This window comes from Vasconcelosia minhoensis LEGE 07310 (assembly GCF_015207255.1).
GTDB classification, from domain to species: domain Bacteria; phylum Cyanobacteriota; class Cyanobacteriia; order Phormidesmidales; family Phormidesmidaceae; genus Vasconcelosia; species Vasconcelosia minhoensis.
In genome coordinates this window covers 42955-55807 of record NZ_JADEXG010000014.1, presented here as the reverse complement: position 1 = coordinate 55807, position 12853 = coordinate 42955, and the positions used below count along the sequence as shown (strand labels likewise).

13 protein-coding genes are annotated in these 12853 nt (G+C 56.0%); 4 read left to right on the top strand and 9 right to left on the bottom strand.

The genetic code is table 11. From position 1 onward, the window contains the following. The first annotated feature begins 65 nt into the window (after positions 1-65). Positions 66-617, top strand: coding sequence for a late competence development ComFB family protein (locus IQ241_RS08090; protein ID WP_193905915.1), 552 nt, complete (start codon positions 66-68; stop codon positions 615-617). Positions 618-626: 9 nt separating this feature from the next. Here the strand turns inward: IQ241_RS08090 and IQ241_RS08085 are convergent, their stop codons facing one another. Beyond that, on the bottom strand, positions 627-1241 hold the full coding sequence (locus IQ241_RS08085) for a L,D-transpeptidase (protein ID WP_193905914.1): 615 nt from the start codon (positions 1239-1241) through the stop codon (positions 627-629). 110 nt (positions 1242-1351) lie between these two features. Between IQ241_RS08085 and lipA the strand changes: the two genes are divergently transcribed. Continuing rightward, positions 1352-2245: a lipoyl synthase gene (gene lipA, locus IQ241_RS08080; protein WP_193905913.1), complete on the top strand. Its 894-nt coding sequence runs from the start codon at positions 1352-1354 to the stop codon at positions 2243-2245. Between the two features lie 60 nt (positions 2246-2305). Here the strand turns inward: lipA and IQ241_RS08075 are convergent, their stop codons facing one another. After that, positions 2306-3967: an FAD-binding domain-containing protein gene (locus tag IQ241_RS08075; protein ID WP_193905912.1), complete on the bottom strand. Its 1662-nt coding sequence runs from the start codon at positions 3965-3967 to the stop codon at positions 2306-2308. 193 nt (positions 3968-4160) lie between these two features. Here IQ241_RS08075 and IQ241_RS25450 point away from each other — a divergent pair, with 193 nt between their 5' ends. Further along, the gene (locus IQ241_RS25450) at positions 4161-4730 is read left to right on the top strand and encodes a hypothetical protein (protein ID WP_228021491.1); all 570 of its coding nucleotides are present in this window, start codon (positions 4161-4163) and stop codon (positions 4728-4730) included. Between the two features lie 48 nt (positions 4731-4778). On the opposite strand, the gene IQ241_RS08065 is transcribed toward IQ241_RS25450, so the two are convergent. The 5 genes from IQ241_RS08065 to murC all read right to left on the bottom strand — a co-directional run bounded on the left by IQ241_RS08065 (position 4779) and on the right by murC (position 10225). Continuing rightward, on the bottom strand, positions 4779-6605 hold the full coding sequence (locus IQ241_RS08065) for a two-component system response regulator (protein ID WP_193905911.1): 1827 nt from the start codon (positions 6603-6605) through the stop codon (positions 4779-4781). Between the two features lie 272 nt (positions 6606-6877). Further along, positions 6878-7384, bottom strand: a complete 507-nt coding sequence (locus IQ241_RS08060; protein ID WP_193905910.1) for a low molecular weight protein-tyrosine-phosphatase — start codon at positions 7382-7384, stop codon at positions 6878-6880. Positions 7385-7410: 26 nt separating this feature from the next. Then, positions 7411-7755 (bottom strand): YbaB/EbfC family nucleoid-associated protein, encoded by a 345-nt coding sequence (locus IQ241_RS08055; protein WP_193905909.1) that lies wholly within the window; start codon positions 7753-7755, stop codon positions 7411-7413. 129 nt (positions 7756-7884) lie between these two features. Continuing rightward, a complete protein-coding gene (gene murB, locus IQ241_RS08050) occupies positions 7885-8790 on the bottom strand; it encodes a UDP-N-acetylmuramate dehydrogenase (protein WP_193905908.1) in 906 nt (301 codons plus the stop codon). 1 nt (position 8791) lies between these two features. Next, the gene (murC, locus tag IQ241_RS08045; RefSeq protein ID WP_193905907.1) at positions 8792-10225 is read right to left on the bottom strand and encodes a UDP-N-acetylmuramate--L-alanine ligase; all 1434 of its coding nucleotides are present in this window, start codon (positions 10223-10225) and stop codon (positions 8792-8794) included. A 399-nt stretch (positions 10226-10624) separates the two neighbouring features. Between murC and IQ241_RS08040 the strand changes: the two genes are divergently transcribed. Next, positions 10625-11638, top strand: coding sequence for a type I glyceraldehyde-3-phosphate dehydrogenase (locus IQ241_RS08040; protein WP_193905906.1), 1014 nt, complete (start codon positions 10625-10627; stop codon positions 11636-11638). 131 nt (positions 11639-11769) lie between these two features. Here IQ241_RS08040 and IQ241_RS08035 read toward each other — a convergent pair whose 3' ends face one another. Continuing rightward, on the bottom strand, positions 11770-12162 hold the full coding sequence (locus IQ241_RS08035; RefSeq protein WP_193905905.1) for a hypothetical protein: 393 nt from the start codon (positions 12160-12162) through the stop codon (positions 11770-11772). Positions 12163-12183: 21 nt separating this feature from the next. Further along, positions 12184-12777, bottom strand: a complete 594-nt coding sequence (locus tag IQ241_RS08030) for a hypothetical protein (RefSeq protein WP_193905904.1) — start codon at positions 12775-12777, stop codon at positions 12184-12186. Positions 12778-12853 lie beyond the last annotated feature (76 nt).

Genomic DNA, 12853 nt, shown 5'->3' with positions numbered 1-12853 from the left:
CTGAATAACGCGTTCAGCTGAGACCACCCCCTCAAGCAGACGTTTTAAACGGAGTTTTAAGCCGCATGAGTAGCATTGAAAAAATTGTTGAACAGGCCCTGCACGATGGCTACCTTAGTCCGGCGATGGAGTCAGAAGTAGGCCGAATTTGCGACACGGCTGCCGAGCTCTCAATCGATGAGTACGTGGCGCTAGACCGGCTAATGAGCTGTTTGCTCACGGGCGAAGTGGTGGCTGTACCCCGCAAGCAGTTTATCAATGTGATGGAAGAACTCGTGCTGACCGAAGCGATCGCTCAGGTTGCCGAAATTGAATCCACTAGCGGCAGTACCTTGGATTTGGGCGATATCGCCGCCTATGCCCTTAACCGGCTGCCGCCTCTCTATGCGACCACGGAGGAAGGCGCCGACTATCAGCGGCAAAAGGCCCGTATTGAACTGGCCGGGCTGATTGCTGAGCAGGTCAGTAAAGCAGTAGGTCGGAACCTCAATCAGCCTGATTTCTTCCCCAACCGGCACAGTCTCAAGCGCTCTGAAGGCGATGGCTTCCTCAGCCAGGTGAGCGACCTGCTCAACGATCACGCCCATAAGTTTGAGCCCGAAAAAGAGCTGGTATAGCTGATATCGCTACGGGATGACGCTTACGGGCGTGCCCAGCTGAATCCGGCTATAGAGATCCTGAATATCCGAGTTGCGCATCCGCACACAGCCATGGGAGACGGCCTGACCGACCAGCTCTTCCTGATTGGTGCAGTGGAAGCCAATCTGAGACCCGTCTTCCTGCCAAAAGCCAATCCAGCGGGGGCCTAACGGATTGTCTGGCCCTGGCTCAATTACGGCTTTGGTGATCGGATGCTGCCAGGCAGGCTGCTGCTGCATCTGGGTGACTTCAAACTCACCTACCGGGGTTTGCCAGTCGTCTTTGCCAATGGCGACGTCGTACTGCTTGACTCGCTGATCCTGTTCGTAGACCTCCAGCTGCCGCGAAGCGAGACGCACCACCAGTCTAACGGTCGCGGCTGGCTCGCTGTCGGCGACATCGGCGGCGGCATCAATATGCTGTCTTTGCCGATAGCTTTTCCACTGGCTCAGGCTAGCGAACTGAAGCCGCAATCGCGCCGCCGTTGGGCTGGCCACCCGAGGCTCTATCGATAGCTGATGCCATTCCAATCCGGCCAGCAGCACAGCTGAGCCAAAACAAAGGGTGACGAAACAGCGAATAATGGGGGGATGGCGCAGCATATTGCCGTAGGGCCTAGCTGCTTTTACCTTAGCGCTGTCCCAACCAGAACGGGGGCTCTGAACGAGCAACTTGCTAAGATTGGAAGGAACTCAACAGATAGGGTAGCGTGGTGGTCGTCAAACCAGATTGGCTAAGGGTCAAGGCTCCTCAGTGGGAGCGCATCGGCAATGTCAAAAGCATCCTGCAAGACCTCAGCCTGAATACCGTTTGTGAAGAAGCCTCCTGTCCCAACATTGGCGAATGTTTCAACGCCGGGACGGCAACCTTTTTGATCATGGGTCCCGCCTGCACCCGAGCCTGTCCCTACTGCGATATTGACTTTGATAAAACGCCGCGAGGGCTTGACCCGACTGAGCCTCAACGACTAGCCGAGGCCGTCCGGCGGCTGCGGCTCAACCACGTAGTGATTACTTCAGTCAACCGCGATGACCTACCCGATGGCGGCGCCGAACAGTTTGTCCGCTGCCTCCAGGCGGTGCGTCAGAGCTCGCCTCAGACGACGGTTGAAGTCCTGATTCCAGACCTGTGCGGCAACTGGCAGGCTCTGACCACCCTGCTTCAAGCCCAGCCAGACGTACTCAATCACAATACTGAAACTGTCCCTCGGCTCTATCGCCGGACTCGGCCCCAGGGTAGCTATGAGCGCAGTTTGGAACTGCTCCAGCGCAGTCGCGAGCTTGCGCCTTGGGTTTATACCAAGTCGGGAATCATGGTGGGACTGGGCGAAACCGATGCCGAAGTGCGTCAGGTCATGGCCGACCTGCGGGCGGTAGACTGCGATATTCTGACGATTGGCCAATACCTCCAGCCCAGCCAAAAGCACCTTGGCGTCGAAGCCTTTATTCCACCAGACCAGTTTGAGCAGTGGCGGGTAGCGGGGGAAGCGCTGGGCTTTCTCCAAGTGGTGGCTTCGCCGCTGACCCGGAGTTCTTATCACGCTGGGGAAGTACAGCGACTGATGCAGCGGTATCCAAGGCGGCGGGGTGATGGAGTGATCGCGTGATGGGGAAATGGGGGGTGGGTAGGCAGGGGCTTGGTTCCCAAGCCCGCACAGCGAAGTTACCTAGAGTAGGTTGGTGAGCAGGCTGAGCTGTTGGGAATCGCTAGGGCTTTTGGACCGGGGGCGCGATCGCTGCCGCTTTGCCCAAGCGCCAGAATCGACATGGACTACGAACCAGGTGCGCAGGGTTTTGGCCTGTTCTAAATTGAGCTGATCGAGATCGAGCCCGGCAGGGAATAGCGCTGTATTGGGTAATCGGCTCCAGGCGACTTCGCTGGGATAGCGGTCGGCGCCAAAGGGGGTCAGGTCCTGCGGCAGGCGGGTGACGAAGGGGACGACATTGGGTGCGGTGAGGATGCGATCGCGCTGTCGCTCTAGCTGACTGATGCGCCGCTGCCGGGCCTGGGCATAGCTGACGATTGGGGCCGGATAGCCTGAAACCGGCGGTGAGCTACCCAGCTGACCAGCGGGCAGATGGGCGACTTCGGGCACCCAGCGACGGATGAAGCTGCCTTCGGGGTCGCAGCGGTCTACCGCCGTCTGACCAGGGTTGTAAATGCGCGTCCAGGACTTGTCGATACAGTGGGTCACGCCCGACTGCATTGCCCACTGGTAGTGATCGATCGGGCAGTCGCCGTCAATCAGGTGGCGCATGAAATGCAGCGCGCCGTAGCGCCAGTCAATCCCAAGCAGATTGCTCAAAAAGCTGGCGTACATCGCCCGGCTGCGAAAGTTGAGCGCTAGCCACCCCCCCGTTGCTTGCAGGCAGCGGGCGGCAGCATCGATGATTGGGAACCCGGTTTGTCCCTGCTGCCAGGCGGTGTAAAGGGCTTCGTCGAATTCCCAGCCGTCGTCGTCGAAGGGCGTATAGAGCGATCGCAGCTCAAGCTGGGGGAGATATCGAAACCGTTGGGTAAAGCCGTTTCCCCAGCGCAGCCGCGATACAAGCTGCTGATAGCTATTGCTGACCCGGTAATCGCCCCCATCCTGGGCCTGCCAGATCGTCTGCACGCATTCTCGGATCGTGATCGCGCCGAACTTAATATGGGCGCTCAGCCCGGTCGTCGCCTCGGCGCTGGGGTAGGACAGCCGCCAGTAGTAGCGGTCGGCCTTTTCGGCGATAAATTCCTGGAGCAGGCGGCGGGCTTCGGCCGTACCGCACTTGGGCACCGCTTTCCCATCGTCCAGATGGTCCAAACGGGCTAAGTTAGGCAGCGGTTCGCTGAAGATGTCTTCTGGCACCGTTACCGATGGCGGAATGGGCACCATGGGCGATCGCATCTCCTGATACCACCAGTCACGGTAGTGGGGATAGGGCATCAGCTCTGCCGCGCTAGCGACGGGTTCAAACCAGCGAATTTTTAAGTTAGCCTCGGCCAGTACCCGGTTTAGCCGGGCGTCGCGCATGCGCCCATAGATCCGCTCGCAGTCGGTATAGCTGTAGATGCCGTCGGCGCCGGTCTGGCGAACAAGCTCGGGCAAAACTTTGACCGGGTCGCCATAGCGCAGAATCAGCCGCCCGCCGCGCTCGCTCAGATCGTCATCCAGAGCGCTGAGGCAGTCCAGCATAAAACGCACGCGGGCGGCGCCGGTTTCCGGATGATGTAGCAGGGCTCGGTCAAATACAAATACTGGAATCACCGCGCCGCGCCGCGCCGCCCGGTAGAGCGGCGCGTGATCGGCGATCCGTAGATCGCGGCGAAACCAGACCAGGGTGCGGTTCATGACAGACGTGAAATCGCGGTGAGGTCGGCTAGATACACAACTAGTTTAAAGAATCTTGGAGAAAAGGTTATAAATAGTTCAATTGTACTATTAATGCACTACTATTAAGTTAATCCAAAAGGTTGAGTCCCAGGGATTGAGTCAGGCAGATTGAGCCCCACAAATTGAGTCCTATGAATGTTAGAGGTGAGTCATGCTCCATCCGCGCGATCATTACCAGCCGCCCTTCTATGGTGGCAATCCGCATCCGGGTATGCCCCATCCCAGATCGCGGTTATCCTCGCAGCAGGCTGCCCGGTCACAGCCGCCGCAGTCTAGGGTACGGGCCGTTCAGCAAAGTCCTCAGCCAACTGGGAGAAGGCGCGATCGCGGCCATCACAAGGCTCTGCTAGCGGGTAGCGCTATGGCGGTCTTAGCTCTGCTAGCGTTTGTCCCGGCTCAGCTCAAGCCCCAGGCCAGCCGCTTTAACGCTGGCTATACCGGCGCTGGCGATACTGGCCTTTGTCAAGAGGTGATCCAGTCGGGGGCAGAGCTTTCGCGCGATCAGCTCTCTCGTTTGCTGGCCATCCCCGAGCGGTCTTCCAAGCAGGCCGTGCGCCGAATTGTGCTGGAACCCTACTGCCTATTGCAGCCAATTTCAGTTCGGGAAGGGGCTGAGTCTGAGAGGGAAGCCTATCCACTGGCGTTCGACCCCAGTACCTGGTTTGTTGTGCTGTATGAGGGAGACGAGTATGCCGGGTACGACTTTAACTTTCGCCAGTAAGCGCCCCCAGAGAGCTGCCGAGCTGCCGATAGCAAGGCTAAGCAGCGGCTAAACCGGCTCAGCCGTGCGGCTCGAGCGATTGCCCGCTTGCACCAGGAGAACCGGTACGGCTTCGGCGGGGACGGGATAGTGAAAGAGGTAGCCCTGACCATACCTACAGTTCAGCTGACGGAGCTGCTGGAGATGCATTTCCGACTCAATCCCTTCGGCAATCACCTGCATATTCATCGTTTGAGCGATATTTAAAATTAGAGGAACGATACCCAGGCTGTCAGGATTGGCTGTAATCGAACTAACAAACGATCGATCAATCTTTAGGCAGCTGACCGGCAGCGTATGGAGATAGCTCAAAGACGAATATCCGGTGCCAAAGTCATCGATGCTGAGCTGGATATGGCGCTCTCTAAGGGTCCGTAGTACGCCATCCACAAAGGCCCGATTGTCAATGATAGAGCTTTCGGTGAGCTCCAGGCGTAGCTGTTTATAAGAAAGGCCGTTTTCTTGCAGGATGCTCCCAATCCGCCCTAAAAGATTGGGCTGCAGCAGCTGACGGCTAGAAAGATTGACGCTAATCGTAAAGTGCTGATCGACCAGCCCCTGCTGCTGCCACTGCGCCAGATCGGCGCAGGCCTGCTGGAGCACCTGGTCGCCGATCTCGACAATCAGCCCGGTTTCTTCAGCAAAGGGGATAAAGTCATCGGGATAAATCAGACTTTGTCCAGGCTGCTGCCACCGTACCAGCGCTTCTAGTCCGATGATATTGCGGGTTTGCAAATCGACAATGGGCTGGTAGTAAACCACAAATTCGCGCCGATCGAGTGCCTGGCGTAGCCCGGTCTCCAGCTGCAACAGCTGCACCGCTCGTTTATGCATAGCGGGCTCGAACCAGCGATATTGGCCTTTTCCAGAGGCTTTGGCGCGGTACATAGCGGCGTCTGCATCGCGTAGCAAATACTCGGCCGCGTCATATTCTTGTTGTCCCCAGACAATACCAATGCTGACGTTGATAAAAATTTCTCGCTCGGCGAGCTCAAAAGGTTGCGAAAAGCTGTCTAAGAGCCGATCGGCCACCTCGGTCACCTTTTCCGTATCCCAGCTGCCGACAAGCAAAAGGGCAAATTCGTCACCGCCAAAGCGAGCGATTTCGCTGGTGCTGGGATAGCGGGTCTGCAGCTGCAATAGTCGTTCGGCTACGCCCCGCAGCATCTGATCGCCAACGCTATGACCCAGCGAATCGTTGATCATTTTGAAGCGATCGCAGTCTAAGAAAAGTACGGCAAAGTCACAGTCTTGACAAGTCTTGGACCGCTCAATGGCCTGCTCCAGGCGCTCTACGAACCAGACCCGATTGGGCAGCCCGGTCAACCGGTCACGCAGCGCCAGCTCAATCAGCTGATTGTGGGCCTGCTCCAGCTGCTGGGTCCGCTCCCGTACCCGAGTTTCCAACTCTATATTGAATTGCCGGAGCTGCTTTTGGGCAAGCCGCAGTTCCATTTGATACTGGACCCGGGCAAGCACTTCCTCAAATTGAAACGGCTTGGTAATATAGTCGGCTCCGCCGTTACGAAACGCTTTGACCTTATTAATCGGAGTATCGAGGGCGCTGAGAAAAATAATTGGAATATTGACCGTATGAGAGCTATCTTTTAGCCGCTGGCACACCTCAAAGCCGTCCATACTAGGCATCATGACGTCGAGCAAAATCAGGTCGGGCAGCTGGGCGGTGGCTATTGCTAACGCGGCTTCTCCGTCGGCTGCCTGGCTGACCGTATAGCCTTGCTGACTTAAAAGCTTGGCAAGCAGTTTGAGATTTGTCGGATTGTCATCGACAACCAGAATATTCCCTTTTTCAGACTCGGGTGGGTTGGGTGACATGACCGTCTTCAACGTGGCCGTTTAGCCAAATCGTAATGTAACTCTGCGTAACTTTCTAGAATAGAGGCTGCTCAAAGCCTAAACTTTACGCTCGGCAGCTCAATCCGGAAATGCTTACACAGGTTTCCTTAAATTTTATAAAGCTTTTTCATTTAAGCCAATCTGTGACTCAGCCTTGGCAGCATTTCTGAACTCGAGTCGCAGATTGGCGGGCCTAGACCGCTGGCGGTCTGACTGGATCTAGACCGCCAGCGGTCTGTCTGCCGACCAGATTAAATATCAGATATCTCAGATTTTCCCCCAGCCAGCTGCTGACTTTCGAGAAAATCAAGCAGCCCGTTGCAGGCATCGAGCAGCAGCTCAATCACATTGTCAAAGCCAGCTTCGCCGCCGTAGTAGGGGTCAGGAACTTCTTGCTGATCGCGATCGCGGCAAAAATTGCAGAGCAACCTGACCCGCTCACGATAGGCGCCCGTCGAATCAAGCGAGAGGATATCCCGATAGTTGCTGCGATCCATCGCTAGAATCCAATCGAACTGCGAAAAGTCTTCAGGCTGAAACTGACGCGCGCTGCCCACTAAGGTCAGCCCTCGTTTCTGGGCAGCTACGTTCATCCGCCGGTCGGGTGGGCTGCCCAAGTGGTAGCTTGACGTCCCCGCCGACTCACAGACGACTTTACCCTCCAGCTGACGCTGCTGGAGCAGATGATTCATGATGTTCTCTGCCGAGGGAGAACGACAGATATTTCCGAGACAGACAAACAGCAGGCGAATGGGCATGGAGCATTAGCAATGGAGGAAAAGGGCTATAGACCCGGCAGATTGAGCCCACCGGTCAGCTCTTCCATGCGTTCGCGCATCGTCGCCGTGGACTTATTATAGGCATCCTGCATCGCCGCCTTGACCAGGTCTGAGAGGACTTCGGCCCCTTCATTCAGAGCCTCATCGGTAATCTGGACGCTCAGCGGTTCCTGGTTGCCACTCATGTAAACCTTGACCAGGCCGCCACCGGCCTGGCCTTCGATCTCCATATTTTCCAGCTCTTCTTGCAGACGCTTGGCCCCTTCCTGCACCTGCTGAGCCTTTTTGAAAGCTTCAGTCAGCTCTTTCATCTTGCCAAGGCCAAAGCCAAATCCCTGCCCTTTATTCATATTGCCCGCTTGAATTGAAACATTAAGTTGACGTCAAACTATATGGCATGGTACGACTCATCTCTACTTATTGCAATTCTACTGATTGCAATCGCAGCGCCAAAGTCCAGTAAAAAAGCCTCAGCGCGGCTAGAATTCGCCGATGATCTTCACTTCGGTTTGGAGCTGAACGGAAAACCGCTGCTCAATTGCAGCTTGGATATGCCGAATCAGCCCTAGGACATCGCTGGCCTTAGCGCCGCCTAGATTGACAATAAAGTTGGCATGGCGCTGGGCCACCTGGGCTCGGCCGATTTGAAACCCTTTGAGGCCCGCCTGCTCGATTAGCTGTCCGGCGCTGTGCGGCAGAGGGTTGCGAAAAACGCTACCGCAGCTGGGCAGATGGTAAGGCTGAGTGCTGTGACGCTGAGCCAGATCTTTTGCCGTATCGGCCTTGACGGCCGCCGGGTCACTGCCGGGTCGGAGCTGAAAGGTTGCCTGTACCACCGGCCGACAGTCCGTTTGCAAAATCGAGCTGCGATAGCCATATTGCAGCTGATCTGGCTCCAGAGTCGTAAAGCTACCGTCCAACTCCAGCACTGATGTATTCACCAGGACAGCCGCTGTATCCCTACCCTGTGCCCCGGCATTCATCACGACGGCACCGCCGACGGTGCCCGGTATTCCCGCCGTCCACTCCAGCCCGCGCCAGCCGTGCTTGGCCGCTTTCCAGGCCAGCGTCGCTAAGGGCTCACCCGTGAAGGCCGTAACCTGACCCGATTCCGCTTCAAATCGAGTCTGCCGCAGGTAGCGCGTGCAGATGACGAGTCCTGGCAGGCCGCGATCGCTAATCAATAGGTTAGACCCAGCTCCCAACAACGCAATTGGCATCCCCTCGGCCTTTGCCCAGCGCCAGCTCTCCCCTAGCTCCGCCAGATTACGCGGTAGGGCTAGCCATTCAGCCGCCCCGCCGACTCGCAGCGTGGTCAGCTCGGCGAGTGAGGCGTTGGCTTTGAGCTCACATTTGAGCTGAGAATCAATCAGCGATGGGTTCATGCTAGTTAATTAGCGCTTCCTGGGGCGACGAGGCAGATTGCTGAAAGCCGCTCATCACCTCGGGAATGACCTGATTGAGATTACCTGCGGTCAGAAAAATCGCAATGTCGCCGGCCCGTAGACCGCTGCTGAGCCGCTGCTTAACGGCTTCGAGACTGGCCTGATATTCGGTCTGGGAATGGTGCAGCGCGATCGCATCCCGTACCTGCTCACCGCTAATCTGATGGCAGTTGACTTCTCCCGCCGCGTAGATGTCGGTAACAATCACCTGGTCAGCGTCGTCAAAAGCGGTGGCGAACTCATCCAGCAGCGCCGCCGAACGGCTGTAGCGATGGGGCTGGAAGACCGCTACCACCCGCCGTGACTGACCTGAGCGCAGTGGCTCGCTGCTCTGCTGTTGGGCGGCAGCCAGGGTGGCCCGAATTTCGCTGGGGTGGTGCGCGTAGTCATCTATAAATAGGATGTCGCTATGATAGCCGCGCCGCTCAAACCGCCGCCGCGCCCCCTGGAACTGTCGCAGAATAGTCGCAATTTGGCTAAAATCGATACCAAGCAGACGACCGACCGCGATCGCGGCCATCGCATTGCTCAAATTATGCTGCCCTAACAGCGGCAGGTCCAACCTGCCCAGCCGCTTACCGCGCTCCCAGACATCAGCTGTCATGCCCTGAGCGCTTTTTCGAATGTTATCTGCAACATAGTCCGCATCCGACCCCGTCCCCAGACCGTAGCTGACCGTGGGACGCAGCCGGTCACGCACCGTCGGGCAGTCAAGATTACCTACGACAACCTGGCATTGGCCAGAAAATGCGGTGAAGATGCCGACAACTTCATCTAGGCTGCTGTAGTGATCGGGGTGGTCGAGCTCAATATTTGTCACGACTCCAATCTGAGCCGTTAGCTTGGCTAGGGAACCGTCTGACTCATCGGCCTCGGCTACCATATAGCGGCTTTCACCCACATGGGCATTGCCTTCCCAAGCAGAGACCTCTCCGCCAATCACGATGGTTGGGTCTAGTCCCGCCTTCAATAGCAGGTAGCCAATCATGCTGCTGGTCGTGGTTTTGCCATGGGTACCGGCAACGGCGATGCCCTGGTGCTGCTCCATAAGCGCCGCTAGAATGTCAGACCGGTGAAAGATGGGGCAGCCTAGCTCTACGGCAGCTTGGTATTCAGCATTACTCTGGCCAATCGCCGTTGAGCAGACCACCTGGGGCAGCCCCTGGGTCCAGAATGAGAGATTTTCAGCCACCTGAGACCAGAAGATATGCACGCCTTGGGCTTCCAATCGCTGGGTGATATGGCTTAGCCGTAGGTCCGATCCGGAGACCGGCAAATTTTGCTGGGCTAGCACATAGGCGAGGGCCGACATGCCAATTCCACCGATACCGATGAAATGAAACGGTCTACCGCTGAAATCGACTGAATTCAGCATAATTACTACCTCACACACCACACCACAGCAATATCAGGCGTATCATACCAGGAAAATTCAAAATGGCTACGGCATCTCCTGGATTTTCGCGCCGCAGATAATCAATGCCCGCATAGTTGCCCAAGAGCCTATATCTGTACAGGGTGACTACACTGGACGGACAGCCCAATTCCAAAGCCTGCCTTGAAGATTACCCAAATTTCAACTCGGAAGTCTGAAATAATAGCTCATTTCCCTAGCGCCAAAGCACTAAAATTCTCTTGTGAGATGAAATAAATTCTGCCCTGGCTATAGCTCAGCTTTGACCAGGAATAGTTCGAATTTAGACAGACAATGCGGTATGATAATTTAGCTTATTACTAACGAATCTGGACATCAATAAGACAGGGGTAAAGCGTAGTGATTAGAGTAGCCATTAACGGTTTTGGTCGCATTGGCCGGAACTTTTTGCGGTGTTGGCTGACCCGAGAAAATAGTCAGTTAGAAGTTGTCGCAATCAACGACACCTCTGACCCCAAAACCAATGCCCATCTGCTCAGATATGACTCGATGCTCGGTCGTTTAGACGCGGATATTAGCGCCGGCACCGATACGCTCACCGTCAACGGCAAGCCACTGAAGTGCTGCTCCGATCGCAACCCTAACAACCTTCCCTGGAAAAGCTGGGATATTGACCTAGTGATCGAGTCTACCGGCGTGTTTCGGAGCGCTGAAGGCGCCGCTCGTCATATCGAGGCGGGAGCGAAAAAGGTCCTGATTACGGCTCCGGGCAAAGGACCCAACATCGGCACCTACGTCATCGGTGTAAACGAACAGGATTACGAACATGACAAGAACGACGTCGTCAGCAATGCCAGCTGTACAACCAACTGTCTGGCGCCGGTTGCCAAAGTCATCAACGACAGCTTTGGCATTATCAAAGGCACGATGACGACGACACACAGCTATACAGGTGACCAACGCCTGCTAGACGCGAGCCACCGCGATCTGCGCCGGGCTCGAGCCGCTGCGCTCAATATTGTGCCAACTACGACCGGTGCTGCCAAAGCCGTGGCCATTGTGATTCCTGAGTTGAAAGGTCGCCTCGACGGGATTGCCCTGCGCGTCCCGACGCCGAACGTCTCGGTTGTGGACCTGGTTGCCCAAGTTGAGAAAAAGACGATCGCCGAAGAGGTCAATGCAGCGCTGAAGTCGGCTGCTAACGGCCCTATGAAGGGAATTCTGGGCTATTCAGAAGAAGAGCTGGTCTCGGTTGACTATCGCAAGAGCGACGAATCTTCGACGGTTGACTCTAGCCTTACCCTGGTCTTAGACGGCGACATGGTCAAGGTCATCGCCTGGTATGACAACGAGTGGGGCTACAGCCAGCGGGTGGTAGACCTGGCCGAGCTAATGGCCAAAAAGTGGGCTTAGGTACCAGTCTCAGCGTTCAAACCAGTCGCTTGCTGCGTTAGAAACGCAAAGAAGCAGCCTTCGATGATTGAAGGCTGCTTCTTTATGGTCTTAAGCAGATAAAGCGACTGGCCCGACAGCGGCTGCTCCGGCTAATTCCCTAACCTAAGGCTAAGCCTGACACCCTTAAGATCTGGGCAAGGATGGTCTTGTAGATAGGCATCTACGCAGGACTGACAAGCCTCCAGGTAGCTAAAGGCAGCGACTAGCTGTGACCAGCTGGGGGTTTTACTGAAGGTGATTCCTGCTTGCTTCGCAGCTTTTCGGCAGGCGTTAAATTTGCCATAGCGGCTTTCCAGGTCTGCCTTCGTCAGTGATATTGGCGCGGCTGGAAGAACAGTTTGCGCTGGAGCTGCCCTGTCTATCTGATCTAGCTGCTTGACAGCACCCTGAGCCACGGTGAAAATGGCCGCTGCATTCTGAATATCCTGGCTGTGGTTACCTTGCAGCTGTGCCAGCAATCGTTCTATTTTTTGCTTACCCATGATGGTTATCTCGTTTGACCCCTAGGGATCTAACAGCGACCGATTGATCGAAGCCTGATCCGTATAGAGCTGGGGGCGATCGCGCCTGTCCTCTTCATTGTCGCTGGGTAAAGCAGGCTGGGGGTCACCCCTCAAAAGCTCGCCGTCTTCATCTTTACGCTTCCACCATAGAATAACGGCTTTAACCGCCTTCACAAGCTGGAGGAAGCGGCCCGGAAAGGCGACATAGCCCCAGTGAGTCTGAACCATTGCCTCTGGGTCACCGACGGCATCAAAAGCATCGGACAGGACATCTAGCTGGGCACCCATCTCCGCCATCTCAGAGGCCAGCTGGGCAATCAGCAATTCTTTTTCCTGAAGCTGAGCCAGCTTCTGATTTTGCAGCTGGTCGATCAGGCCCTGAAAATGCCGGATCCGCTCTCGCAGCTGGAGGGTTGTGTCCTTATGCTCTGTATTTCTGCGAATCAGCTGGGCGCGACTGCGATTGGTAAAGACCAGGCAGTCCCGCATTTCCGCGTAAAGTGTATTCGCCTGCTCATGCCCTAACCCCTGAATACTTTTGGGAAACTCAGTTGCCGAACGAAACCGAGCCGTATCCGACGCTGACGAGGCCATATGCGATAGATTCCTAAAGTCTCTTTTTCTATCCTGGCATGGCTTAGCAGGAATCTCCTGAGGAAAATCACAGATC

Excerpts from the sequence above, each read along its gene's own strand:
- murB (WP_193905908.1), bottom strand. The coding sequence starts at position 8,790 with ATGAACCCATCGCTGATTGATTCTCAGCTCAAATGTGAGCTCAAAGCC.
- IQ241_RS08090 (WP_193905915.1), top strand. The coding sequence starts at position 66 with ATGAGTAGCATTGAAAAAATTGTTGAACAGGCCCTGCACGATGGCTAC.
- IQ241_RS08055 (WP_193905909.1), bottom strand. The coding sequence starts at position 7,755 with ATGAATAAAGGGCAGGGATTTGGCTTTGGCCTTGGCAAGATGAAAGAG.
- murC (WP_193905907.1), bottom strand. The coding sequence starts at position 10,225 with ATGCTGAATTCAGTCGATTTCAGCGGTAGACCGTTTCATTTCATCGGT.
- IQ241_RS08065 (WP_193905911.1), bottom strand. The coding sequence starts at position 6,605 with ATGTCACCCAACCCACCCGAGTCTGAAAAAGGGAATATTCTGGTTGTC.
- IQ241_RS08085 (WP_193905914.1), bottom strand. The coding sequence starts at position 1,241 with ATGCTGCGCCATCCCCCCATTATTCGCTGTTTCGTCACCCTTTGTTTT.
- IQ241_RS08035 (WP_193905905.1), bottom strand. The coding sequence starts at position 12,162 with ATGGGTAAGCAAAAAATAGAACGATTGCTGGCACAGCTGCAAGGTAAC.
- IQ241_RS08060 (WP_193905910.1), bottom strand. The coding sequence starts at position 7,384 with ATGCCCATTCGCCTGCTGTTTGTCTGTCTCGGAAATATCTGTCGTTCT.
- IQ241_RS08075 (WP_193905912.1), bottom strand. The coding sequence starts at position 3,967 with ATGAACCGCACCCTGGTCTGGTTTCGCCGCGATCTACGGATCGCCGAT.
- IQ241_RS08030 (WP_193905904.1), bottom strand. The coding sequence starts at position 12,777 with ATGGCCTCGTCAGCGTCGGATACGGCTCGGTTTCGTTCGGCAACTGAG.
- IQ241_RS25450 (WP_228021491.1), top strand. The coding sequence starts at position 4,161 with ATGCTCCATCCGCGCGATCATTACCAGCCGCCCTTCTATGGTGGCAAT.